Below are 24898 nucleotides of genomic sequence, written 5' to 3'. Positions count from 1 at the left end.
GACGTCGCTCACGACAGGTCCACGCAGACGTTGGTCAGTTCCGAGTAGAAGGCCAGCGAGTGCACGCCGCCCTCGCGGCCCACCCCGGAGGCCTTCACCCCGCCGAACGGGGTGCGCAGGTCGCGCAGGAACCAGGTGTTCACCCAGACCAGCCCGGCGTCCAGGCGCGACCCGGCCCGGTGCGCCCGGCCCACGTCCCGCGTCCACACCGTGCTCGCCAGGCCGTAGACGCTGTCGTTGGCCAGCGCGTACGCCTCGTCCTCGTCGTCGAACGGCAGGAGGCTGCACACCGGTCCGAAGATCTCCTCGCGGTTGACCCGCGCGTCCTGGGCCAGCCCGGTCAGCACGGTCGGCTGCACGTACGCGCCGCCGTCGCGGGCGTCGCCGAAGCTCGGCACGCCGCCGCCGGCCAGCACGGTCGCGCCCTCGGCGCGGGCCAGGTCGTAGTAGCCGAGCACTTTGTCCCGGTGCTGCCGGGAGATCAGCGGCATGTTCACCGTCGCGGCCTCGTGCGGCCAGCCGAAGGCCAGCTCGGAGGCCTGCTTGGCGAGCCGGTCGGCGAACTCGTCGAAGATCGAGCGGTGCACGTACAGCCGCTCGGTGCACAGGCAGACCTGGCCGCCGTTGGTGAAGCTGGACCGCACCGAGCCGGCCACCGCCGCGTCGAGGTCGGCGTCCGGGAAGACCAGCCCGGCGTTCTTGCCGCCCAGCTCGAACGAGACCGCCTTCACCCCGTCGGCCGCCGCGCGCATGATCGCGCTGCCGGTCGCCGACTCGCCGGTGAACGTGATCGCGTCGACGCCGGGGTGCTTCGTCAGGAACTCCCCCGCCGAGTCCGGGCCGAAGCCGTGGACCAGGTTGAACACGCCCTCGGGCACACCGGCGGCGGCCATCACCTCGGCCAGCAGCGTCGCCGAGGACGGGGTCTCCTCCGACGGCTTCACGATCACCGCGTTGCCGCAGGCCAGAGCCGGGGCGAGCTTCCAGGTGAGCAGCAGCAGCGGCAGGTTCCAGGGCACGATGATCGCGACCACGCCGACCGGCTTGCGCACCGCGTAGTTCAGCGCGCGGCCGCCGGCCGCCGTCGTGGTCATGAACGACTCGGTGGGCGCGGTCGCCACGATGTCGGCGAAGGCCCGGAAGTTGGCCGCGCCGCGCGGGATGTCGAGGGTACGCGCCTGCGAGATGCTCTTGCCGGTGTCTGCGACCTCGGCCGTGACCAGGTCGTCGAAGCGTCGCTCCAGCTCGTCGGCGACCCGGCGCAGCACCGCCGCGCGCTCGCCCTCGCTCATCCGCCCCCACGGCCCGTGCAGGGCCTTGCGGGCGGCACTGACCGCCGCGTCCACGGTCGACGCGTCCGCCTCGGCCACGTCGAAGACCTTCTCGCCGGTCACCGGGGACACCTTCGCGAACGTCTTGCCCGTCGCGACGAACTCCCCGCCGACGAAGTTGCGCAGCAGTCCCGGCTCACCCGCCGGGCGGCCGGTCATCAGGATGGGGTCCCAGTTCATGCTCCCGTGCCCTTCCGGAAGGCGAACGCGGCCAGCGCGCCCACGGCCAGCACCGCCGCGCCCGCCGCCGCGGCGAGCAGCCGCTGCTGGCGGCGCACCCGCTGCTGCACCTGGGCGTACGGCGTGGTCGAGAACGACACCAGCTCGTAGCGTGACACGTACCGGCCGGGCAGCGCCCGCTCCAGCGCGTGCTCGACCTTCTTCTGCGCCTGGAACACCGGGGAGGCGACCTTGTCCCGCATCTCCACGAAGTTCTCCAGGGCCATCTGCGCGATCGCCTCGGTGTTCTCCCGGCGGCGCGCCTCGAACTCGGGCAGCGCCCGGTCCCAGTCGTCGCCGGTCTCGTCGAGGATGCGGTCGAGCTCGACCACGTCCTCGAAGGCGCAGTTCGCGCCCTGGCCGTAGAACGGCACGATGGCGTGCGCGGCGTCGCCGAGCAGGCCCACCCGGCCGTACGCGTGCCACGGGCTGCACCGCACCGTGCCCAGCACGCCCACCGGGTTGTGCAGGTAGTCGTCGACCAGGTTCGGGGCCAGCTCGATGACGTCCGGGTACACCTGCGCGAAGTGCTGCTCGATCGCGGCCGGGCTGCTCAGCGACGCGAACGCGTTGGTGCCCCCGGTCGGCCAGAACAGGGTGCAGGTGAAGGAGCGGTCCGGGTTCGGCAGCGCGATCATCATCGACGCGCCGCGCGGCCAGATGTGCAGCGCGCCCGGGTCCATCGCGAACTCGCCGTCGCGGGCCGGGATGGTCAGCTCCTTGTAGCCGTGCTCCAGGAAGTCCAGGCTCTCGGTCAGACCGGTGTGCGCGAGCAGCTGGCCGCGCACCGCCGAGCTGAAGCCGTCGGTGCCGATGACCACGTCGGCCTGCGCCTCGACCACGCCGTGCGGGGTGTCGAAGCGCATCTCGCCGGTCTTCGGGTCCAGCCCGACCAGGCGGTGGTCGAAGTGCGCGGCCACGTTCGGCCGCACGGTGGCCGCCTCCAGCAGGGCGTTGTTCAGCGCGCCGCGGCTGATCGAGTTGATCGCTCGCTCGCCGTCGCTGCTGTAGGGCTGGAAGCCCGGCTCGCCCTCGACGGGGTGGATCATCCGGCCGCGCATCGGCAGCGCGTCGGCCATGACCGAGCGGTCCAGGTCGATGCGGCGCAGCGCGTCCAGGCCGCGCTCGGACAGCGCCAGGTTGATCGAACGGCCGCGCTCGACCTTGCCGGTACGCGGGTCGGGGCGGCGCTCGTACATCGTGACGGTGTAGCCCCGGCGGGCCAGGTAGCAGGCCAGCAGGCTGCCCGCCAGGCCCGCGCCGACCACGGCGACGTTCTTCGCGGCGGTCCCGGACTCGCCGGTCCTCGGCTCGGTGGTCATCGCCCCTCCTCCGGCGTCGCCGCCGCGCGCTGCGCGCCGGTCGGGAAGATCGCGGCGAGCGCCTGAGCGACCCGCCAGCAGTCGTGATAGGTCGAGTACAGCGGCACCGGCGCGAAGCGCACGATGTCGGGCTGGCGCGCGTCGGCGATCACGCCGTACTCGTGGCGCAGCCGCCGGGCCAGCTCGTTCGCGCCCATGCCGGTGGTACGCACGGACAGCTGGCAGCCACGCCGCTCCGGGTCACGCGGCGTGACCTGCTGCAACGGCCGTCCCGGCAGCACCTCGTCGAGCAGGCCCTCCAGGTATCCGGTCAGCCGCAGGCTGCGCTCGCGCAGCGTGTCCATGCCGACCTTGTCGAACAGGTCGAGCGAGGTGCGCACCGGACCCATCGCGAAGATCGGCGGGTTGGAGATCTGCCACGCCTCGACCGTGGCCGGCGGCCGCGAGGTCGGCGTCATCTCGAACCGGGTCGACGCCTCGGTGCTCCACCAGCCCTCGAAGCGGGGCAGGTCCGGGTCGCCGAGGTGGCGCTCGTGCACGAATACGCCACCGAGCGCGCCGGGGCCGGAGTTGAGGTACTTGTAGGAGCACCAGGCCGCGAAGTCGACGTCCCACTCGTGCAGGCGCAGCGGCACGTTGCCCGCCGCGTGCGCGAGGTCCCAGCCGACGACCGCGCCCGCGGCCCGGCCCGCCGCGGTGATCGCCGGGAGGTCCATCAGCTCACCGGTGAGGAAGTTGACCCCGCCGAGCATGACGAGGGCGACCGTGTCGCCCTCGTCGCGCAGGAACGCCAGCACGTCCTCGGTGCGCAGGGTGTCCTCCCCGGCGCGCGGGCGCAGGCGTACCACGGTGGTGTCGGGGTCCAGGCCGTGGAAGCGGGCCTGGCTGCGCACCGCGTAGCTGTCGGACGGGAACGCCGCGTCCTCGATCACGATGCGGGTGCGGGCGCCCGCCGGGCGGTAGAACGACACCATCAGCAGGTGCAGGTTGACCGTCAGCGAGTTCATCACGACGGTCTCCGCGGGCAGCGCCCCGACCAGGCGCGCGGCCTGCTCGGTCAGCAGCTCGTGGTAGGGCAGCCACGGCCGGGCGGCCTCCAGGTGGCCCTCCACCCCGAGCTGCGCCCAGGCGTCGAGATCGCCCAGCAGCTCGTCCCGGGTGGCCCGGGGCTGCAACCCGAGCGAGTTCCCCGCCATGTAGGCGGTCTCCTCGTACCCCCCGCCTTCGGCCGGCGGAACCCGGAACAGGTCACGGTGGCCGGGATCGGCCAGATCCCGACGCCGGGCGTCTTCCTCAGTGAACGTCATACCGCTCTCGCTGTGTCTCGATAGATGTCCTGATCATGAGGTTATGGCACGAACACGCCGTCGACCCGTGCCATAAGTTCATGATCAGCGCTTACATGGCGGTGCGGGCGGTCCAGAGTTCGGGGAAGACGGTGCGGGACATGCTGCGCTGGAGCCAGGCATAGCCGTTGGAGCCGCCGCTGCCGACCTTCGCGCCCATGGTGCGGGCCACGGCCTTGAGGTGCTTGTAGCGCCAGTCGTCGAAGCGCTCGGCGACGTCGGTCAGCGCCTCGCCGAGCAGGCGCAGGTGGTTGTCGGGACTCTCGTCACCGTAGATCCGGACCCAGGCCGCCTCGACGGCCGGGTGGGCCTCGTGCTCGGTCGCGAAGTCGCGGGTAAGCAGATCGGCGGGCAGGTCGAAGCCCTGGCGGGCGAGCAGCGCGATCACGTCGTCCCACACGCTCGTGCCGTGCAGCGTGGCGAGCAGGTCGTGGTAGACCTCGTCCTGGCGCTGGAACGGGCGGACCAGCGACGCGGTCTTCAGCCCGAGCAGGAACTCCAGGTGACGGTACATCGCCGACTGGAAGCCCGAGCCCTCGCCGAGCAGGTTGCGGAAGCGGTTGAAGTCGGCGGGCGTCATCCAGTGCAGCGCGTTCCAGGCGGCGTTGAGCCCGTCCAGGTGCAGCGCGGTACGCCGCAGCGGGGCGAGCGCGCCGTACACGTCGTCCTCGGCCAGCAGGCGCTGGGTCTCGCGCAGCTCGAAGCGGACCAGCCCGAAGTACAGCTCCATCACCTGGCTGATCATGAGGAAGGACATCTCGCCCGGGTCCTTGCTCAGCGTCTGCTGCAGCGTGTGCAGAGTGCTCGCGTGCACGTACGCGTCGTACGGCGTGCGCTGGGCGAACTCCAGGGTCGGCTCACCGCCGTTGGCTTCGGCGCGCTCGGCGCGCTCGGCCGCGGTCGCGGGGCGTACGGCGGCGGTCGTCGTCGATGGAGCGGTCACGCGTTCCTCCGGGTGCTCTGGTCAACGTCATGATGTCTCCGTGAGGCCTCCCGACGGAATGCCGAATCAACGGCGCTCGGGGCGATTCGCTTAACGTTCATACTGGGGTCGGGGCGTTTCGTTTACGAAGGGAAAGCGGGTCGTGGACGACATGGATTGGGCGCTGCTGCGCGAGCTGCAGGAGGACGCCCGGCTGTCTTTCAGCGAGCTGTCCCGGCGGGTGCACCTGTCCCCGCCGGCGGTCGCCGAGCGGGTGCGGCGGCTGGAGGAATCCGGCGTGATCGTCGGTTACCGGGCCCACGTGGACCTGACCGCGGCCGGTCGGCCGGTCGTCGCGCTGATCCAGATGTCCTGCTACGGCGCGGGTTGTGTGCTGCGTGATCCGGCCGTGCCGGAGTGGCCGGAGATCCTGGAGATCCACCGCATCACCGGCGACGCGTGCAGCGTCCTCAAGGTCGCCGCGACCTCCATGGACGCCTTCGAGGCCCTCATCGACCGCCTCGCGCCCCACGGCCGCCCGTCCAGCACCCTCATCCTCTCCACCCCCCTCGCCTGGCGCCCCCTCACCCCACCCCCGACCCCCTGACCCCACCCCACCTGCCGCAACTCTTAAGAGACGCGCTATCGGAAGGCCCTGGAGGCAGCGAGTCTTTAAGAGTTGCACCGGAGGTGACGTCCGGTTCGGGCCTTTTTTCATGTTTCTCGGCGTGGTGGGTTATCACGAGGTGAGAGGATTTGCTATAGCCCGGGGCGATCCGGTGGTGATGAGTGATTTGGGGGAAACATGCGGTCTGCTCTCCGGGTGGCGGCCGGTGCCGTGGCGCTGGTCGTCGCGGCGCTCACCGCGCCGGCGCCCGCGCACGCCGAGGGTGTCTTCGTCGAGGTCAACCCGAGCACCATCCAGGCCGGCTTCCAGGTGGCCATCCGCGCCAGCTGCGGCGACGCGCTGAACAACGCGAAGGTGCACTCCGAGGCGTTCGGCACGGTCACCGTGGAGCCGGTCAACGTGTATCTGATCGCTGCGGCCACGGTGCCCGAGCACAAGAAGGCCGGCGGCTACAACGTGAAGCTGACCTGTCCGAGCCGGCAGACCGCCACCACCACACTGTGGGTGGTCAACCACGACAGCCCGCAGCACGGCCCGAACACGGGCGGCGGCGGCCTGGCCGGGGACGGCGGCGCGACACTGATCGGCGCGGGCGCCACGGCGATGGGTCTGGGCCTGGGCGTGCTGCTGCTGTCGCGACGGCGCGGGCGCAGCCCGCTGACCCCCGCCTGACGCCGTGCTGCGCCGTCTGCGCGGCCCGCTGGCCGCGGTGCTGCTCCTGTTCGGGATGTTCAGTGTCGGCATCGGGCTGGGCAAGGCCAACGGCTACTCGTTCGCCGAGCTGTTCCGCGGGCCGGGTAAGGCTCCGCCAGGCGAGTTCCCGGTGCTCGGTCCGAGCCGCCCGCTGCGGATCCAGATCCCCACGATCAAGGTCAAGGCGTACATCCACGGCGTGGGCCTGGACGAGCGCGGCGCGATCGACACACCGTCGCTGCTGCTGCGCAACGAGGCCGGCTGGTTCGACGACGGGCCCTCCCCCGGCCAGTACGGACCGGCCATCATCGTCGGGCACGTGGACACCAAGGACAAGCCGGGCGTCTTCCACCGCCTCGACGAGCTGAAGCCCGGCGCGAAGATCGAGATCACGCGCCGGGACAACAAGGTCACCGTGTTCGAGGTCAACACGGTCGAGCGGTTCAGCAAGCAGAGCCTGCCCGTTGACCGGATCTACCACGACTACACCCGGCCCGGGCTACGGCTGATCACCTGCGGGGGGCGCTGGGTGGGCGGCGAGCTGGGCTACGCCGACAACATCGTGGTGTTCGCGAGCCTGGTCAGCGCGCACAAGGCGTGAGCCTCAGGCCGCCGTCTCCAGCCACTGCGCCCAGCGCGGGTCCGGAGTGCGGTGGCCGAGCACCCGCCAGATCGCGCCGTGCGGCACCGTCGGCTTCATGGGAAGACGCCAGCCGAGATCGGCCAGCGTCTTGTCGCCCTTGTGGTGGTTGCAGCGCGCGCAGGCGGCGACCACGTTGTCCCAGGCGTGCTGCCCGCCCTTGGATCGCGGGTGCACGTGGTCGATCGTCTCGGCCGGCCCCTGGCAGTAGACGCAGCGCCCGCCGTCGCGCGCGAATATCGCGCGTCGGGACAGGCCGACCTGGGAGCGGTACGGCACCCGCACGTATCGGGTGAGCTTGGCGACCAGCGGGACGGGCACCCGGTGGCGGGAACTGTGCAGCACCCCGTCGCCGTCGGCGACGCAGACGGCCTTGCCCGAGAGAATGAGAATGGCGGCCCGGCGCACGGACACGACACACAGCGGTTCATAGGTCGCGTTGAGGAGCAACGCGGCGGAAGCGGCTGTACGTCGTATGTCAGGCATCGGTCTCACCCTCCGGCGGCCAGTCACGTCATCGCGTCATTGTGACCATCGTCCCCGATTGATCTGGTGAATGCACCTACAATTTGCGGCGGTCTCATGAATTCTCAGCCGCGCTATGCCCTGCTCATTGGCATATGCGAGGAAAATCCCCTGCAGGCCGCCCGCACGCCGGACCGACCGATGAGGTAACCAGTAAGCCATGCCGTTGAGCCTTCTCGCCCCCAGCCCCTCGGAGACGCCCTCCACCGCGTGCCTGGCGGATCCCATCTGCAAGGGCGTCTACAACTTCTCCGACTCGCAGTGGCTGGCCGACGGCGGCTACTACATCCTCATCAAGCCGCTGCGCATCGTCGTCATCATTCTCGTGGCGATGATCGCCCGCGCGCTGCTGAACCACACGATCAACAAAATCGTGGCCCGCACCGCGCAGGGCAAGGTGCCGACGATGCTGCGGCCGATCCGGGAAAAGGTGCCCGTCTCGGTGCTCAATGCCGGGACGGCCTTCCCCGAGCGCCGCCGCCAGCGCGCCGAGGCCATCGGCTCGGTGCTCAAGAGCATGGTCACCGTGGCGGTGTTCTCGGTCGCCTTCCTGATCGTGCTCAGCGAGTTCTCCATCGACGTCGCGCCGCTCATCGCGAGCCTCGGCATCGCCGGCGTGGCCCTGGGCTTCGGCGCGCAGTCGCTGGTCAAGGACCTGATAGCGGGCCTGTTCATGCTGCTGGAGGATCAGTACGGGGTGGGCGACGTGATCGACACCGGCGAGGCGGTCGGCGTGGTCGAGTCGGTCGGTCTGCGCACCGTCACCATCCGCGACGCCCGTGGCGTCATCTGGTACGTGCGCAACGGTGAGATCATCCGCATCGGCAACAAGAGCCAGGGCTGGGCCACCGTCATGATCGACGTGCCGATCGGCTTCGTCGGCGTGGAGGAGGCGACCTCGGTGCTGCGCGAGGCGGTCGACGCCTTCGCGCACGATCCCGAGTGGTCCGCCGATTTCGTGGATCCGCCGCAGGTGCTGGGTGTCGAGAACATCAGCGTGGACGGCGCGGTGATCCGCACCGTATGCAAGACCTCCGCCGACCGGCAGTGGGACCTGCAGCGGGAGATGCGCCGCCGGCTCACCGAGGCGCTCGAGGCCTCGGGGATCGCGGCGCAGATGCAGGCGTCCCGCGCGCTGCGGGCGTCGGTGCCCCCCGAGGGGTCGCCCGCCGTCTGACCGGACGGCGTGGCATCAGCCGTAGAGGCTAGCGCTTTATCCACCGATCGGGCAGAATCAACCGACGACATCCCTTCTGGGACGGTCATTCGACGTGACTCTGCGACAGGATGGCGGTCCTCGACACCAATGTCGTGATCGATGGAGGACCATCCGGTGGTGCACCACCCCGCTCGCACCAACACACCCCCACCGAACGAACCGCCCGGCTCGCAACCCGAGCACCGCGCGACCTTCGGTGAGGTGCTCGCCATCCGCGAGTACCGGGGCATGCTCGGTGCCAGCGTGCTGTCCTGGATCGGCGACTACCTGGCCAAGGCCGCGGTCACCACGCTGGTCTACGAGCAGACGCAGTCGGCCGGCATGGCCGCGGCCACCTTCGCGATCAGCTTCGCGCCGTGGGTGCTGCTCGGGCCGATGCTGGCCGCGGTCGCCGAGCGGTACCCGTACCGCTCGGTCATGATCGTCAGTGATCTGGCCCGGATGGTGCTCATCGCGCTGGTCGCGGTGCCCGGGCTGCCGGTCCCGGTCCTGATCGGCCTGCTCTTCCTCACCGCCCTGGGCAACCCGCCCTACGAGGCCGCCCGCTCGGCGCTGTATCCGGCCATCCTCACCGGCGACCGCCTCGTGGTGGGGATATCACTGAACATCAGCGCCGGCCAGGCCGCCCAGATCGGCGGCTACCTCGCCGGCGGCGTGCTGGCCGCCCTGAACCCGCGCATGTCCCTGCTGCTCGACGCCGGCACCTTCGCCGTCTCGGCGCTGCTGCTCACCCTGGTGGTGCGGCACCGGCCTGCGGTGGCGAGCTCGAGCGCACGGCGCAACCTGGTCCGGGAGACCGCCGAGGGCTTCCGGGTGGTCTTCGGGATCCCCGCGCTGCGTGCCATCGCCGTGCTCGTGTTCAGCGTGACCCTGTTCGCGATCGTGCCGGAGGGCCTCGCCGCCGTCTGGGCACACCACCTGGCGCCGGGCGAAGACCCCGGGCGCGGCTTCGCGCAGGGCATGATCATGCTCGCCAACCCGGCCGGTTACGTGCTGGGCGGCATCGTGGTCGGCCGGTTCATGGCGCCGCACGTGCGCCGGTCGCTGATCCGGCCGCTGGCCCTGCTCACCCCGATCATGCTGGTGCCGGCGCTGCTCAACCCGTCGCTGGCCGCGGTATGCCTGATGGCGGCGGCCTGCGGCTTCTGCCTGGCGGGCATGCTGCCCACCATCAACGCGCTGTTCGTGCAGGCACTGCCGAACGTCTACCGGGCCCGCGCCTTCGGCGTGATGCAGGGCGGCGTGCAGATCATGCAGGGCGGCGCGGTGCTGATCACCGGCTTGCTGGCCAACCACTGGCCGCTGCACCAGGTCATCGGCCTGTGGAGCGTGGCCGGTGTGGTGCTGGTGCTGGTGGCGCTCAGCGCGTGGCCGCCGCACGAGCGGTTCACCGCGGCCATCGAGCGCGCCCGGCGGCTCAATGAGGCTCCGGTCGCCGGGTAGCCTAGGGCTGGTGAGTGACCAGCCCGCCGCCCCCGCGTCGACCGCCCTGCCGACTCCGAACTACTTCGAGCTGCTCGGCGGTGAGGACGCCTTCCGACTGCTCGTGGACGAGTTCTACGCCGGGGTCGCCACCGACCCGGTGATGCGCCCGATGTATCCGGAGGAAGACCTCGGTCCGGCCAACGAGCGGCTGCGCCTCTTCCTGATCCAGTACTGGGGCGGCCCGAACACCTACTCGCAGGAGCGCGGGCACCCACGGCTGCGGATGCGCCACGCCCCCTTCGTCATCGGCACCGTGGAGCGCGACGCCTGGCTGCGCCACATGCGCCACGCCGTCGACACCCTCGAACTGAGCCCCGAGCTGGACAAGATGCTGTGGGACTACCTGGAGCGGGCGGCCTTCTTCATGGTTAATGCGGAGCATTAGGCCATGAAGCAATAGCTCAGCATGGTCAACGCCGGCCACTGAGCAGTCCCCGAGTGACCTTGGGCACCCTTCTCGACTGAGCGGTCGAGACGGGTGCCCTTCCTTTCGGTCGCCTCGTTAACCAGGGGAGTAATGCCCTGATTTACGAGGAGACGTCCTGATGCGCCATCGCGTGGTATCGCTCGCCGCCCTGGCCGCGATGGCCCTGCCCGCCGCCGTGTGGGCTGCTCAACCGCAGGCCCCGGCCGAGAACCTGGAACCGCGCGCCGTACGCACCGTGGCCGAGGATCCCGCCGACTGGACGCCGCACATCCTCGACGGTGAGGTGCACGCGCTGGCGGTGGTCGGCGAGGTCGTGGTGGTCGGCGGGGACTTCACCATGGTGAGCGACAACCTCGGCACGCAGGAGTACGAGCGCGAGCACCTGTTCGCCTTCGACCTGCACACCGGCGCCGTGCTCGACTTCGCGCCGGCCGTGGACGGCATGGTCTACTCGCTGAGCCCCGGCCCGGACAACTCGGTGTTCGTCGGCGGTTCGTTCGAGGAGATCGACGAGCAGGACCAGCGCGGGCTCGCCCGGCTCGACCTGGCCACCGGCGAGCTGGTCGAGGGCTTCGATGCCTCGATCAACTGGGGCGACGTGCGCGGCCTGTCCGTCTCCGGCCGGTGGCTCTATCTCGGCGGCTCGTTCACCGAGGTCAACGACGTGCAGCGGCGCGGCCTGGCCCGGCTCGACACGCTCACCGGCGAGGTGGACCCGGCGTTCGACGCACGGCTGGACGCCCCGGAGATCGGCCGGGTGAAGGTCGAGGACATCGCGATCTCGCCGTCCGGCGACCGGCTGCTGGCGATCGGCGCGTTCACCCGGGTCGGCTCGGCCCGCCGGGTGCAGGCGGCGATGTTCGACCTCACCGGCAACCCGTCGAAGGCCGCCAACTGGTCGACCGACGCGTACGTCCCGCTGTGCCGGGAGGGCTTCGACACCTACATGCGCGCGGCCGACTTCTCCCCCGACGGCGAGTACTTCGTCATCGTGACGACCGGCCGGCTCAGCGGCTACGAGATCAACTGTGACACCGCCGCCCGGTTCGAGACCTACGCCACCGGCAGGGTCCGTCCCACCTGGGTCAACCACACCGGGGGCGACTCGCTGTACGCCGTCGAGATCGTCGGCGGCGCCGTCTACGTCGGCGGGCACCAGCGCTGGCTGGACAACCCCTACGGCATGGAGTCGGCCGGACCGGGTGCGGTGGAGCGCCCCGGCGTCGCCGCGATCAACCCGGTCACCGGAATGGCCCTTGCCTGGAACCCGACCCGGACCCGCGGCGTCGGCGTGCGCGCGTTCGCCACCACGCCGCTGGGCCTGCTGGTGGGCTCGGACACCGACGAGCTCGGCCGGGAGTACCACGGCCGGATAGGCCTGTTCCCCCGCACGGACTGACGCGGCTCCGACCGGAGCCCGTCTGTGTCATGCGGAGAGGGCTCCGCATGACACAGACAGATCAGCCGCCTGCCCGGGTGTACGAGACCCGGACAGGCGGCTGTCGCCGTCAGAATGCCCTGCGGCGGCGGAGAGACGTCTTCAGAGCAGCAGGCCGCCGTCGCTGTGCATCCAGTCCACGAAGGTGGTGGAGACCGAGGCGGCGCAGTCGAGCAGCTCCATCAGCAGCGCGTCGTGCACGCCGGAGCGCAGGGGCACCTGCCACTCGGCGTAGATCGGCAGCTGGCCGCGCTCGGTGGGGTCTCCCACGTATGCCTTGGCGAAGCGGCGGGTGTGGTTCCACTCGTTGACCGCGCGGTAGGCGAGGTCGGCCAGCTCCGGCGGCACGGTGGCGTGCGGGCGGGCCCGGATCACCAGGATCTCGTCGTCGGGCCCCTCGACCGCGAACAGCAGCGCGTGCCGCTCCCAGAGGGCCAGCAGGCTCTCCTCGCCGTCGGAGAGGTAGCGGATGTCGAGCAGGTCGAGGGTGGCGGCGATGCGGCGCAGGTTGACCTGTGGTGTCTCGGCCGGCGCCAGGGTCGTCGGCGCCGGTGGCAGGCTGTCCATCATGGACAGGTCGTCCGGCACCTCGAAGAGGCTGCGCTGTTGCGGGACCGTGCGCGAGCGCGCCGTCCCCGCCGTCGACTGACCCACCCGCAAGCGTTGCCACGAAAACCACGCCATGCCCATGCTCCTGTCCGACCGTAGCCTGAAGCCGACAGATCAATGCTGAGGGAGATTGCTTGCCTACCCTCAGTTCCATCCCCGGCGAGGAGGCTACCCGGACAGCCGTCTTTCGTCATCCCCTTACCGGCGGTCCCGGGCTGAACAGACGATGTCCGATCAGCCGATCGACCGACTGGCAATCGGCCGTACGGACAGCACGGGCGTCCGGAACCAAGCAGTGCCAAAGGAACCGGCGAGTCCGGTCCACGTGCCCGCGGTGACCACGGTCACGTCCTCGGCCCCGAGGAAGCCCATCCGCACCAAGCCTTGCACGAGTCGCTGCGGCACGGCGAACGCCACGCCGTCCACATCGGACGTTCCGCTCACCACGACGTGGTCCAGGAGCGCGTCGCGCAGCACCCGCTGCCCGACCGCACGGCCCTTCAGGCCGGTGGTCCCGACGTCGCGCAGCGCCTGCGCGGCGGCCGCGGCCACGTCGCCGACCACCGCCGCGGGCAGCCGCTCGACCGCCCGGGCGGTCGCCGGGGGCAGTGCGCCGCGCCACCGGTCGTCCAGCACCGGCGGGTCCGCGGCGCCTTCCAGCAGTGCCGACGCCGCGGCCACCCGGTCGCGGTCGACGCTGCCGGCGACGGTGCGGGTGACCAGCACGCCCCAGGGCAGCGACGCCCACAGCGCCACCCGGCCCGGCCCCGCCGGGCACAGCCGCACCAGGGTCGCCGGGTCCAGCCGCAGCAGCCGGCGCAGGAACACCGCCGCGTCGGCGCGCTCGGTCAGGTCGACAGCCATGGCTTCAGGAAACTCTGCTCGGCCTCGCTCATCCGGCGCGGCCGCTGCCTGTCCAGGTCGTACGGCACCAGCACGGAACGGGCCCGGCTGGCCAGCAGGTCGCCGTCGAACAGCTCGTAGCAGACGGTGAACCGGGACGGTTTGAGGTCTTCGATCCACAGTTCGATGCGCACCGGGTCGCCGTAGTCGACCGGGCGCAGGTAGTCCACCTCGTGCCGGGACACCACGATGCCCTCCTCGAAGGAGGTCACCCCGGCCTCCCGCGCGCCGACGAACATCATCGCGACCCGGGCCTCCTCGTACAGGGTGAGGAAGCGCGCGTTGTTGACGTGGCCGTACGCGTCAAGATCGGACCACCGCAGCGCGCAGTGGTAGGTGAATCTCATGGTTCTCCCACTCGCCTTGATCGTTCGGCCTGCCGGTCGCTCGCACGACCGGCAGGCCGGTGGATCGTCAGATCCGGATCAGTCGCGCGTCAGCCTGCGGTGGGTGACCCGGTGCGGGCGGGCGGCCTCGACACCCAGGCGCTCGATCTTGTTCTTCTCGTACGACTCGAAGTTGCCCTCGAACCAGAACCACTTCGACTCGTTCTCGTCGGTGCCCTCCCACGCCAGGATGTGGGTGGACACGCGGTCGAGGAACATCCGGTCGTGGGAGATGACCACGGCGCAGCCGGGGAACTCCAGCAGCGCGTTCTCCAGGCTGGAGAGCGTCTCCACGTCCAGGTCGTTGGTGGGCTCGTCGAGCAGCAGCACGTTGCCGCCGATCTTGAGCGTCAGCGCCAGGTTGAGGCGGTTGCGCTCACCGCCGGACAGCACGTTGACCGGCTTCTGCTGGTCCGGGCCCTTGAAGCCGAACGCGGCCACGTACGCCCGGGACGGCATCTCGACCTTGCCGACCATCAGGTAGTCCAGGCCGTCGGAGACGACCTCCCACACGGTCTGCGAGCTGTCCAGGCCGGCCCGGTTCTGGTCGACGTAGGACAGGGTCACCGTCTCGCCGACCTTGACCGCGCCGTCGTCCGGCTTCTCCAGCCCCACGATGGTCTTGAACAGCGTGGTCTTGCCGACGCCGTTCGGGCCGATGATGCCGACGATGCCGTTGCGCGGCAGCGAGAACGACAGGTTCTCGATGAGCACCCGCTCGCCGAAGCCCTTGACCAGGTCCTTGGCCTCGATCACCGTGCTGCCCAGGCGCGGGCCCGGCGGGATCTGGATCTCCTCGAAGTCCAGCTTGCGGGTCTTCTCGGCCTCGGACGCCATCTCCTCGTACCGGTCCAGACGGGCCCGGGACTTGGTCTGGCGCGCCTTGGCGTTGGAGCGCACCCACTCCAGCTCCTCGGACAGCCGCTTGCGCATCTTGGCGTCCTTGCGGCCCTCGATCGACAGACGCGCGGCCTTCTTCTCCAGGTAGGTGGAGTAGTTGCCCTCGTAGGGGTAGGCGCGCCCGCGGTCGAGCTCCAGGATCCACTGGGCCACGTTGTCCAGGAAGTACCGGTCGTGGGTGATCGCGATCACCGTGCCGGGGTACTTCGCCAGGTGCTGCTCCAGCCAGAGCACGCTCTCGGCGTCCAGGTGGTTGGTGGGCTCGTCGAGCAGCAGCAGGTCGGGCTGCTCCAGCAGCACCTTGCACAGCGCCACGCGGCGCTTCTCGCCACCGGACAGCGGGCCGACCGGCAGGTCGGGCTCCGGGCAGCGCAGCGCGTCCATGGCCTGCTCGAGCTTGGAGTCGAGGTCCCACGCGTCACTGTGGTCAAGCACCTCCTGGAGGCGCCCCATCTCGTCCATGAGCTCGTCGGAGTAGTCGGTCGCCATCAGCTCGGCGATCTCGTTGAAGCGCGCGAGCTTGGCCTTGGTGTCGGCGACGGCGAGCTCGATGTTCTGCAGCACGGTCAGCGACTCGTCCAGCCGGGGCTCCTGAGCCACCATGCCGACGGTGTAGCCGGGCATGAGCCGGGCCTCGCCGTTGCTGGGGATGTCCTGGCCGGACATGATCCGCAGAAGGCTCGACTTACCCGCGCCGTTCGGGCCGACCACGCCGATCTTGGCACCCGGCAGGAAGTTGAGCGTGACGTTGTCGAGCACAACCTTGTCGCCGTGCGCCTTGCGTGCCTTCTCGAGCGTGTATATGAACTGGGCCACGGTCGGGCCAACCCCCTTCAGACAGTCTTCGTGTCAATACTCCCAGGTGGCCCCGCGGCCTGGGACATGGGGCCGTGTGAGGTGGCTCGCCCGCCCGGGAGGTGCGCCGATCGGACGGCATCGGACATGGGGTTTGGCCGGGCACGGCGCGGGCATCACGCATCGGGTTGTGATCAAAGCGCCCCGCTGGGATGATCTACACGTATCGCCTACGCGTGCCGCGCCGTTGATCCACCTTTCCGGGGACTTCAGTAGTCTCAGAGGATGGCCCACGATCCACCGATCGGAGGAGAGGCAGCGATGGTCGATCGCAGCCCGTTCGTCGTCGTCGCCAACCGGCTGCCCGTGGACGAAGTGACCACGGACACCCCGGGCGGCCGCGTGACCGGCTCCGGCGATTCGCGCCGCCGATGGCGGCGCAGCCCCGGCGGTCTGGTGACCGCCCTGCACCCGGTGCTCGTCGAGCGCCACGGCACGTGGATCGGCTGGTCGGGCTCACCCGGCGACGCCCCGGACCCGTTCGAGCTGGACGGCATCAACCTGCGGCCGGTGCCGCTCTCCGAAGAAGATCTTGAGCGGTACTACGAGGGCCAGTCCAACGCCACCATCTGGCCGCTCTACCACGACAACGTCGAGCCGCCCGTGTTCCGCCGCCGCTGGCGGGAGGCCTACCGGGTGGTCAACCGGCGCTACGCGGAGGCGGCCGCGGAGGTCGCCGCCCAGGGGGCCACCGTCTGGGTGCAGGACTACCAGCTCCAGCTGGTGCCAGCGATGCTCCGGGAGCTGCGCCCCGACCTCAAGATCGGCTTCTTCCTGCACATCCCTTTTCCGCCGATCGAGCTGTTCATGCAGCTGCCGCAGCGCGCCGAGGTGCTGCGCGGGCTGCTCGGGGCCGACCTGGTCGGCTTCCAGCAGCGGCTGGCCGCGCAGAACTTCATCCGCCTGGCCCGGCACCTGCTCGGCACGCCGTACCACGGCAACGTGATCGAATATGAGGGCCGACAGGTCAAGGCGGACGCCTTCCCGATCTCGATCGACGTGGGCGAGATGCAGCGTCTCGCGGACAACCCACTTGTCCGGGAGCGGGCGGTGCAGATCCGGGCCGAGCTGGGTGACCCCAAAACGGTTATTCTGGGCGTGGACCGGCTCGACTACACCAAGGGCATCGAGCACCGCCTGAAGGCATATCGCGAGCTCCTGGCCGCGGGACGGCTGTCCGTGCCGGAATCGGTGATGGTGCAGGTCGCGACGCCGAGCCGGGAACGGGTCGAGCACTACCAGGCACTTCGCATCAAGGTCGAGCGCGAGGTGGGCCGGATCAACGGGGATTTCGGCCGCGTCGGCGTGCCTGCGGTGCATTACCTGCACCAGTCGTACAGTCGCAGTGAGTTGGCCGCGCTCTACTGCGCGGCCGACGTCATGATGGTGACCCCGTTGCGGGACGGTATGAACCTGGTGGCCAAGGAGTACGTGGCGGCACGCTTGGAGCATGGTGGCGCACTCGTGTTGAGCGAGTTCGCGGGCGCGGCCGGAGAGCTGCGGCAGGCGTTCCTGTGCAACCCCCACGATCTGGACGCGGTCAAGGACGCACTCATGCGCGCGGTCACCGTCGACGAGCACGAGGCCCGGCGCCGGATGAGCGTGATGCAGCGGCACCTGCGCCGCCACGACGTGGCGCGCTGGGCGTCAGACTTCCTGACCGAACTGGGAGCAATACCATGACCCTGGGCATGACCGTCGATCTCGACCGCGACGGCTTCGACCCCGAACTGCGCTCCGCACTGGCGCAGCTGGCCCGCGTGCCGCACCTGCTCGTCGCGTGCGACTACGACGGCACCCTGGCCCCGATCGTGGAGGACCCGTCCGCGGCCGCCCCGATCCCGGAGGCGGTCGCAGCGTTGCGATCGCTGGCCACGCTCCCGCAGACCACCGTCGCGGTGGTCTCCGGACGGGCGCTGCGTGATCTGGCGGCCCTGTCCCGGCTGCCCAGCGAGGTGCACCTCGTCGGCAGCCACGGCTCCGAGTTCGACATCGGCTTCGTCCAGCGGCTCGCCTCCGACCTGGTCGAGCTGCGCAGCCGGCTGCAGACCGAGCTGGAGCGCATCGCCGCCGAGCACCCGGGCGTACGCCTGGAGAACAAGCCCGCCAGCGTCGCCGTGCACCTGCGCACCGCCTCCCGGGCGGTGGCCAGCGCGGTGACCGACGCCGTCCGGTGCGGCCCGGCCTCCTGGCCCGGCGTGCACACCACCGAGGGCAAGGAGGTCGTCGAGCTGTCGGTGCTGGCCTCGCACAAGGGCACCGCGATCGACGAGCTGCGCCGGCAGGTGTCCGCGGGCGCGGTGCTGTTCATGGGCGACGACGTCACCGACGAGAACGCCTTCCGGCAGCTGTCGGGCAAGGACATCGGCGTCAAGGTGGGCCCGGGCGAGACCGCCGCGTCCTTCCGGGTGCACGACCCGCTGCAGGCGGTGCGCATCCTGGCGCTGCTGCTGGACACCCGGCGGCACTGGCTGTTCGGCGAGCGGGCGGTGCCGATCGAGCGCCACTCGATGCTGGCCGACGGCCGCACCGTCGCGCTGATCAGCCCGGACGCCCGGGTGAGCTGGCTGTGCCACCCGCGCCCGGACAGCGCGGCGATCTTCGCCGACCTGCTCGGCGGCGCACCCGCCGGCCACTTCACGGTCGCCCCGCAGCGCGGCGGACACCCGCTCGGCCAGCGCTACCGCCCCGGCACGATGACCGTGGAGACCCGCTGGTCCGGGCTGACCGTGACGGACTGGCTCGAAGGCGACAGCCTGATGCGCCGCCTCACCGGCAACACCGTGGTCCGCGTCGAGTACGCCCCCCGGCCCGAGTTCGGGCAGGTGCCGGTGCAGCTGCAGCCGCTCACCGACGGGCTGCTCGTGCTGGGCACCAGCGAGCACCTGTGCCTGTACTCCCCCGGCGTGGAGTGGGACGTGGTCGACGACGGCGGGCACGACACCGCCCGCGCGGTCATCGACCTGTCGAAGATGAACGGCGAGGCGCTGCTCGAGATGCGCATGCGCAGCCACAACCTGACCGCGCACCCGCTGAGCGCGGGCGAGCGGCTGGAGCTGGTCGAGCAGCCGTGGCGGGAGTGGGCCAACTCCCTGGAACTGCCCTCGGTCGAGAAGGAGGTGGTCATGCGCAGCGCGCTCACGCTGCGCGGCCTGTGCCACTTCGAGGGCGGCGGCGTCATCGCCGCGGCGACCACCTCGCTGCCGGAGACGCTGGGCGGCATCCGCAACTGGGACTACCGCTTCGTCTGGCTGCGCGACGGCGCGATGACCGTCAAAGCACTGGTCGAACTCGGCTCGCTGACCGAGGCCGAGGCGTTCCTGCGCTGGGTCGACGGGGTCGTCGACCGCACCGGCGGGCACCCGGAGCGGCTGCACCCGCTCTACACCGTGGACGGCTACGAGCTCGGCCCGGAGGCCGTGATCGAGAGCCTGCCCGGCTACGCCGGCTCCCGGCCGGTGCGCGTCGGCAACGCCGCCAACAAGCAGCTGCAGCTGGACGTGTTCGGCCCGGTCGCGGACGTGCTGATGGCGGTCGCGGACCGGCGCGGCAAGATCCGCCACGAGGAGTGGCGGGTCATGGAGGCCATGGTGCAGGCCTGCGCGCAGCGCTGGCACGAGCCCGACCACGGCATCTGGGAGGCCCGGCTGCCTCCACGCCACCACGTGTACTCCAAGGTCATGTCCTGGATGACGGTGGACCGGGCGCTGCAGGTGCTGGAGCGGCACACCACCGAGGAGCGGCCCGAGTGGGTCGAGCTGCGGGACCGGATCGCCGAGAACGTCCTGCACCAGGGCTGGCACGAGGGCACCAAGGCGTACACGGTGGCCTACGGCTTCCCCGAGATGGACGCCTCCAGCCTGTGGATCGGCCTGTCCGGCCTGCTGGCCGACGACGACCCGCGCTTCCTGGACACGGTGCTCGCGGTCGAGGCCGAGCTGCGCTCGGGGCCGGTGGTCTACCGGTACAAGTGGGACGACGGCATGCCCGGCAAGGAGGGCGGCTTCCACATCTGCACGGCGTGGCTGATCGAGGCCTACCTGCGCACGGGCCGCCGGGCCGACGCCGAGGAACTCTTCGACCAGATGCTGGCCACGGCCGGCCCGACCGGCCTGCTCCCCGAGCAGTACGACCCGGACCTGGAGCGCGGCCTCGGCAACCACCCGCAGGCCTACAGCCACCTCGGCCTGATCAGGTGCGCGCAACTGCTCGGCAGGTGACGTAGTAGACGGAGGGCTCCACCGTTCCGGTGGAGCCCTTTGTCGTTCGCCGTCGCTCGCTCACGGCGAAGATCGCCGTTTCGTGTCAAGTTCTGGGGTTTGACCAGAGCTTTCGACACGAAACAGCGATCAAGCCGCCGCGCCGCGGGGCAGGACGGCGGCGACGTGGCCGATCACGACGATGGCGGGCGGGTTCAGCTGCCCGGCCAGGTCGGGGAGGTCGGCGAGGGTGCCGTGGAGGGATTTCTGCTGGTCGGTGGTGCCCTCCTGGATCACGGCGGCGGGGGTCGCGGGGTCGCGGCCGTGGGCCAGCAGGGTCGCCACGATGGCGGGCAGGTTCTTCAGGCCCATCAGGATGACCAGGGTGCCGCGCAGCCGGGCCAGCGCCTGCCAGTCCACCAGCGAGTCCGGGTGGTCCGGGCCGAGGTGGCCGCTGACCACGGTGAACTCGTGCGCGACCCGGCGGTGCGTCACCGGGATCCCGGCCGCCGCGGGCACCGAGATCGCGCTCGTCACGCCGGGCACGACGGTCACCGGCACGCCCGCTTCGGCGCAGGCCAGCACCTCTTCGCCGCCGCGGCCGAAGACGTACGGGTCGCCGCCCTTGAGGCGTACCACGAACAGCCCGGCCCTGGCCCGTTCCACCAGGATGCGGTTGATCTCCTCCTGGTGCGCGGCGGGCCCGTACGGCAGCTTCGCCACGTCGACCAGTTCCACGTCGGCGCGCAGCTCGTCCAGCAGCAGGCCGGGCCCCAGCCGGTCGGCGACCACCACGTCCGCGGCGGCCAGCAGACGGCGGCCCTTGACCGTGATCAGCTCGGGGTCGCCCGGGCCGCCGCCGACCAGCGCCACGGTGCCCTTGACCGTCTCCGGCACGGTCGCCTCGTCGGTGGCCAGCAGGTTCGCGATGCGGTCGCGCACCGCCACCGCCCGCCGCGGCGAGCCACCCGCGAGCACGGCCACGGTCACCGCGCCGTGCCGCGCCACGGCCGGGGTCCAGGCGCTCGCGGCGTGCCGGTCGTCGGCGCGTACGCAGAAGATGCGGCGCTGCTCCGCAGCGGCCGAGACCGACGCCGCGGCGTCGTGGTCGTCGACCGCGACCTGCACCAGCCACACGCCGTCCAGGTCCTGCTCGGCGAACGGCCGTTCCAGCCAGGTGAGCCGGCCCGCGTCGGCCAGCCCGCGCAACGCGGGGGTCAGCTCCGGCGCGACCAGGCGCACGTCGGCCCCGGCCGCCAGCAGCGCCGGAACCCGCCGGGTCGCCACCGCGCCGCCGCCGACGACCAGCACCGGCCGCCCGTCCAGCCGCAGCGCCAAGGGGTACAGATCACTCACTGTTGGTGTTCGTCCTTAGAAGCGACGCCGGCGCTGTCGAATGTCGCCATCTCGTGCAGGACCCGCACCGAGCCGGCGACGATCGGGTAGGCCAGCACCGCGCCGGTGCCCTCGCCCAGCCTGAGGCCGAGGTCGAGCAGCGGGTTCAGCTCGAGCTGCGACAGTGCCACGCTAGCGCCCGGCTCCACCGACCGGTGTCCCGCGATCATGGCGTCCCGGCTGCTGGGCGCGATGGCGAACGCGGTCAGTGCGGCGGCCGTGGCGATCACGCCGTCGAGGATGACCGGCACCCGGCGCGACGCCGCGCCGAGGATGAAGCCGACCAGCCCGGCGTGCTCCAGGCCGCCGAGCGCGGCCAGCACCGCGACCGGGTCGGTGGCCGCCTCGCCGCCCCAGGACGGGCCGTGCAGGGCCAGCGCCTGCCGGATCACCTCGACCTTGCGCAGGTGGGTGGGCGCGTCGATGCCGGTGCCGTAGCCGGTCACCACGCCGGGGTCGCGGCCGGTGAACGCGGAGATCAGCGCCGCCGACGCGGTGGTGTTGCCGATGCCCATGTCGCCGGTGAGCAGCACGCGAGCCCCGCCGTCGATCATGGCGTTCGCGGTCTGGATGCCGACTTCCAGTGCGGCCTGCGCCTCGGCGCGGGTCATCGCGGGCTCGACGGTCATGTCCCGCGTGCCGGCCCGCACCTTGGCCGAGATCAGTCCGTCGGCCGGGGGCAGGTCCGCGGCCACGCCGACGTCGACCACGGTCACCGTGACGCCGGTCTGCCGGGCCAGCGCGTTCACGGCGGCGCCGCCGGCCAGGAAGTTGCCGACCATCTGCGCGGTGACCTCCTGCGGCCACGGGGTCACGCCCTGCGCGTGCACGCCGTGGTCTCCGGCGAAGACGGCGAGCTGGGCGGGCTCCAGCAGCGGGGGCGGGCAGGCCGCGGCCAGCCCGGCCAGCCGCACCGACAGCTCCTCCAGCTCGCCCAGCGAGCCGGCGGGCTTGGTCAGCCGGGCCTGCAGTTCTCGGGCCAGGTTCATCGCGTCGGCGTCGAGCGGACGGACCGCCTCGATCGTTAAGCCCAACAGCTCACTCGTCACGACCTCAGCTCACCACGTCGGCTGTCGCGATGCCGACTCGGGGGTAGAAAACGTCGCGTCTTTTACTGCTTTGAATCCATCTCCTGAGTAGTTTGTCCTACCTTTGTAGGGTGAAGCCGCTTAGCCGCCTAAAAGGTGCAATTTCCGCCACCGGACGTCTCGCGCCGATCCTGCGCTCGGGCCTGATCGCGGGCGTCGTCGTCGCCGCGGTCACCTACCCCCTCGCCGCGGTGGGCGGCCTGGGGCTCAAGGCCGGCGCCGATTTCTACGACTCGCTGCCGGCCGAGCTCAAGAGCCTGCCGCCGGCGCAGACCAGTTACGTGTACGCGTCGGACGGCAAGACGCTGCTCACGAACTTCTACGAGGAACACCGAAAGTACTCGCCGATCGCCGACGTCTCGGAGAACATCCGCAAGGCGATCGTGGCCAGCGAGGACGGGCGCTTCTACGAGCACAACGGCGTCGACGCCAAGGGCATCGCGCGCGCCTTCGTGGCCAACCACACCGCGGGTGAGGTGTCCCAGGGCGCGTCGACGCTGACCATGCAGTACGTGCGCATGGCGCTGCGCGACGGCGCGCAGACCCCCAGCGAGGTCATGGCGGCGACCGAGCAGACCCCACTGCGCAAGATCCGTGAGGCCCGGCTGGCCATCAAGGTGGAGAAGGAGATGTCGAAGACCGACATCCTCGAGCGCTACCTGAACGTGGCCTACTTCGGGCACCGCGCGTACGGCGTCTTCGCCGCGGCGCAGATCTTCTTCTCCAAGCTGCCGAAGGACCTGACGCTGGCCGAGTCGGCCACCCTGGCCGGCCTCGTCAAGGCGCCCACCGCGTACGACCCGGCAGGCAGCGACCAGACGGCGGCCACCCAGCGGCGCAACTACGTCATCGACCGGATGGCCGAACTCGGCTACATCACGCCCGAGGTCGCGGCGACGACGAAGAAGGAACCCATCAAGCTGAAGATCACCGAGCCGCCGAACGACTGCATCGCGGTCGCCAAGCAGAACAACAGCTGGGGCTTCTTCTGCGACATGTTCAAGAACTGGTGGCTGTCGCAGCCGGCGTTCGGGGCCAACCCGGGCGAGCGCGAGGACAACCTGCGCCGCGGCGGCTACAAGATCACCACTTCGCTGGACCCGAAGGTCCAGGACATCGCGATGGACCACGTCACCAAGCGCCAGCCCATCGGCAGCGCGTACGCCCTGGGCGAGGTCGTCGTGCAGCCCGGCACCGGGCTGGTCAAGGCGATGGCGGTGAACCGGACCTACTCGCTCGACCAGGCCGGCAACGGGGCGCACACCGACCCCAAGCGCTACGGCAAGGTCAAGGGCAACTACCCGAACACGGTGAACCCGCTGCTCGGCGGCGGCAACCTGCCCGGCTACCAGGCCGGCTCGACGTTCAAGATCTTCACGATGGTCGCCGCGCTCGACGCCGGCATGAAGATGAACACCTGGTTCTACGCGCCGCACCGGTACAAGTCGCAGTACTTCGCCGGCTGGGGCGAGCGCGGCTCCTGCGGCGGCGGGCACTGGTGCCCGTCCAACGCCAGCGGCTCGATGACCGGCAACCACGCCATGTGGTCGGGCTTCGGCAAGTCGGTCAACACGTACTTCGTGCAGCTGGAGCAGAAGGTCGGCGCGGACAAGGCGGTCCGCATGGCCGAGCGGCTCGGCCTGAAGTGGCGCACCGACATCGACCAGCTGCAGGCCTCGGCGGGCAAGTCCAAGACCTGGGGTTCGTTCACCCTCGGCGTCGCGGACACCACGCCGCTGGAGATGGCCAACGCGTACGCCACCATGGCGGCCGACGGCAAGTTCTGCGAGGCGCTGCCGGTCACCGGGATCATCAAGCCCGACGGCACCCCGGCGATGATGGACGTCAAGGGCAAGCAGGTGCCGGTCGCCACGCCCCGCTGCCGGCAGGAGGTCAGCAAGGACGTGGCCCGCGCCGCCACCGACGCGATGCGCTGCGTCACCGGGTACGGCGCGGCCAAGGGCGGCTGCGGCGGCTGGTCCACCGCCCCCGGCGTCTACGGCATGGTCGACCGCCCGGTCGCGGGCAAGACCGGCACCACCGACGACACCCGGGCCGCCTGGTTCGTCGGGTTCACCAAGGAGCTGGCCGCGGCGGCGTTCATGGCCGACCCGGACAACCCGTTCCACGCCACCGGCGACTACAACGCCTGGAAGCCGATCGAGACCGTGGCGTACACCCTGAAGGATTCACTGAAGGGCAAGAACGTCCAGCAGTTCACGCCGCCGTCCGACAACATCCTCGGCAAGAAGCCGGCGAACCTGCCGAAGATGAAGAAAAAGAAGAAGAACTGAACGGCTCACACAGCGAGGGGGGCCCCCCCCACCGCGCGGCCCCCACCACATGAACAACAAAAAAAAAAAAGAGT

At 70.7% G+C, this 24898-nt stretch carries 20 protein-coding genes and 1 pseudogene; 10 read left to right on the top strand and 11 right to left on the bottom strand.

What is annotated here, in order from left to right; translation table 11 throughout:
* Window positions 1–8: 8 nt before the first annotated feature.
* The 4 genes from F9C41_RS26935 to F9C41_RS26920 form a co-directional block, all read right to left on the bottom strand.
* On the bottom strand, window positions 9–1511 hold the full coding sequence (locus F9C41_RS26935) for a 2-hydroxymuconic semialdehyde dehydrogenase (protein ID WP_230690044.1): 1503 nt from the start codon (window positions 1509–1511) through the stop codon (window positions 9–11).
* On the bottom strand, window positions 1508–2872 hold the full coding sequence (locus F9C41_RS26930) for an FAD-dependent oxidoreductase (protein ID WP_155389633.1): 1365 nt from the start codon (window positions 2870–2872) through the stop codon (window positions 1508–1510). The genes F9C41_RS26935 and F9C41_RS26930 overlap by 4 nt, the downstream gene beginning before the upstream one ends.
* Window positions 2869–4179 carry a kynureninase gene (gene kynU, locus F9C41_RS26925; protein ID WP_155389632.1) on the bottom strand — a complete coding sequence of 437 codons (1311 nt, stop codon included), beginning with the start codon at window positions 4177–4179 and terminating at the stop codon, window positions 2869–2871. Before kynU ends, F9C41_RS26930 begins: the two co-directional genes overlap by 4 nt.
* 91 nt (window positions 4180–4270) lie before the next feature.
* Window positions 4271–5161, bottom strand: a complete 891-nt coding sequence (locus F9C41_RS26920) for a tryptophan 2,3-dioxygenase (protein ID WP_155389631.1) — start codon at window positions 5159–5161, stop codon at window positions 4271–4273.
* Window positions 5162–5303: 142 nt separating this feature from the next.
* Between F9C41_RS26920 and F9C41_RS26915 the strand changes: the two genes are divergently transcribed.
* From F9C41_RS26915 to F9C41_RS26905, 3 genes are all read left to right on the top strand, one after another.
* The gene (locus tag F9C41_RS26915; RefSeq protein WP_155389630.1) at window positions 5304–5747 is read left to right on the top strand and encodes an Lrp/AsnC family transcriptional regulator; all 444 of its coding nucleotides are present in this window, start codon (window positions 5304–5306) and stop codon (window positions 5745–5747) included.
* A 198-nt stretch (window positions 5748–5945) separates the two neighbouring features.
* Window positions 5946–6440: a hypothetical protein gene (locus tag F9C41_RS26910; protein ID WP_155389629.1), complete on the top strand. Its 495-nt coding sequence runs from the start codon at window positions 5946–5948 to the stop codon at window positions 6438–6440.
* Window positions 6441–6444: 4 nt separating this feature from the next.
* Window positions 6445–7062, top strand: coding sequence for a class F sortase (locus F9C41_RS26905; RefSeq protein WP_155389628.1), 618 nt, complete (start codon window positions 6445–6447; stop codon window positions 7060–7062).
* On the opposite strand, the pseudogene F9C41_RS26900 reads toward F9C41_RS26905, so the two are convergent.
* Window positions 7008–7587: pseudogene (locus F9C41_RS26900) on the bottom strand (HNH endonuclease). The gene F9C41_RS26905 and the pseudogene F9C41_RS26900 overlap by 55 nt on opposite strands.
* 199 nt (window positions 7588–7786) lie before the next feature.
* On the opposite strand from F9C41_RS26900, the gene F9C41_RS26895 reads away from it, so the two are divergent.
* The 4 genes from F9C41_RS26895 (at window position 7787) to F9C41_RS26880 (ending at window position 12156) form a co-directional block, all read left to right on the top strand.
* A complete protein-coding gene (locus F9C41_RS26895) occupies window positions 7787–8803 on the top strand; it encodes a mechanosensitive ion channel family protein (protein WP_155389627.1) in 1017 nt (338 codons plus the stop codon).
* 141 nt (window positions 8804–8944) lie between these two features.
* The gene (locus tag F9C41_RS26890; RefSeq protein ID WP_155389626.1) at window positions 8945–10288 is read left to right on the top strand and encodes an MFS transporter; all 1344 of its coding nucleotides are present in this window, start codon (window positions 8945–8947) and stop codon (window positions 10286–10288) included.
* Window positions 10266–10715 carry a globin gene (locus F9C41_RS26885; protein ID WP_155389625.1) on the top strand — a complete coding sequence of 150 codons (450 nt, stop codon included), beginning with the start codon at window positions 10266–10268 and terminating at the stop codon, window positions 10713–10715. Before F9C41_RS26890 ends, F9C41_RS26885 begins: the two co-directional genes overlap by 23 nt.
* Before the next feature lie 160 nt (window positions 10716–10875).
* Window positions 10876–12156 (top strand): WD40 repeat domain-containing protein, encoded by a 1281-nt coding sequence (locus F9C41_RS26880; protein WP_155389624.1) that lies wholly within the window; start codon window positions 10876–10878, stop codon window positions 12154–12156.
* A gap of 141 nt (window positions 12157–12297) precedes the next feature.
* Here the strand turns inward: F9C41_RS26880 and F9C41_RS26875 are convergent, their stop codons facing one another.
* From F9C41_RS26875 to ettA, 4 genes are all read right to left on the bottom strand, one after another.
* Window positions 12298–12879 carry a type III secretion system chaperone family protein gene (locus F9C41_RS26875; RefSeq protein ID WP_373311866.1) on the bottom strand — a complete coding sequence of 194 codons (582 nt, stop codon included), beginning with the start codon at window positions 12877–12879 and terminating at the stop codon, window positions 12298–12300.
* Between the two features lie 159 nt (window positions 12880–13038).
* Entirely contained in the window at window positions 13039–13668 is a 630-nt protein-coding gene (locus F9C41_RS26870) for a hypothetical protein (protein ID WP_155389623.1), read from the bottom strand.
* On the bottom strand, window positions 13653–14054 hold the full coding sequence (locus F9C41_RS26865) for an acyl-CoA thioesterase (protein ID WP_155389622.1): 402 nt from the start codon (window positions 14052–14054) through the stop codon (window positions 13653–13655). Before F9C41_RS26865 ends, F9C41_RS26870 begins: the two co-directional genes overlap by 16 nt.
* A 78-nt stretch (window positions 14055–14132) precedes the next feature.
* The gene (gene ettA, locus F9C41_RS26860) at window positions 14133–15809 is read right to left on the bottom strand and encodes an energy-dependent translational throttle protein EttA (protein WP_155389621.1); all 1677 of its coding nucleotides are present in this window, start codon (window positions 15807–15809) and stop codon (window positions 14133–14135) included.
* Window positions 15810–16109: 300 nt separating this feature from the next.
* On the opposite strand from ettA, the gene F9C41_RS26855 reads away from it, so the two are divergent.
* Window positions 16110–17531 (top strand): alpha,alpha-trehalose-phosphate synthase (UDP-forming), encoded by a 1422-nt coding sequence (locus tag F9C41_RS26855; protein ID WP_155389620.1) that lies wholly within the window; start codon window positions 16110–16112, stop codon window positions 17529–17531.
* Window positions 17528–20068 carry a trehalose-phosphatase gene (gene otsB, locus F9C41_RS26850; protein WP_230690043.1) on the top strand — a complete coding sequence of 847 codons (2541 nt, stop codon included), beginning with the start codon at window positions 17528–17530 and terminating at the stop codon, window positions 20066–20068. Before F9C41_RS26855 ends, otsB begins: the two co-directional genes overlap by 4 nt.
* A gap of 129 nt (window positions 20069–20197) precedes the next feature.
* Here otsB and cobA read toward each other — a convergent pair whose 3' ends face one another.
* Together cobA and cobT are read right to left on the bottom strand one after the other, a co-directional pair.
* Window positions 20198–21403, bottom strand: coding sequence for a uroporphyrinogen-III C-methyltransferase (gene cobA / locus F9C41_RS26845; RefSeq protein ID WP_155389619.1), 1206 nt, complete (start codon window positions 21401–21403; stop codon window positions 20198–20200).
* The gene (cobT, locus tag F9C41_RS26840; RefSeq protein WP_155389677.1) at window positions 21400–22479 is read right to left on the bottom strand and encodes a nicotinate-nucleotide--dimethylbenzimidazole phosphoribosyltransferase; all 1080 of its coding nucleotides are present in this window, start codon (window positions 22477–22479) and stop codon (window positions 21400–21402) included. The genes cobA and cobT overlap by 4 nt, the downstream gene beginning before the upstream one ends.
* 122 nt (window positions 22480–22601) lie before the next feature.
* On the opposite strand from cobT, the gene F9C41_RS26835 reads away from it, so the two are divergent.
* On the top strand, window positions 22602–24824 hold the full coding sequence (locus F9C41_RS26835; protein ID WP_230690042.1) for a transglycosylase domain-containing protein: 2223 nt from the start codon (window positions 22602–22604) through the stop codon (window positions 24822–24824).
* Window positions 24825–24898: the final 74 nt, after the last annotated feature.

Source organism: Catellatospora paridis (assembly GCF_009720365.1).
GTDB classification, from domain to species: Bacteria; Actinomycetota; Actinomycetes; order Mycobacteriales; family Micromonosporaceae; genus Catellatospora; species Catellatospora paridis.
The sequence above is the reverse complement of the archived record's forward strand: the minus strand, read 5'-3'. Positions and strand labels throughout refer to the sequence as shown.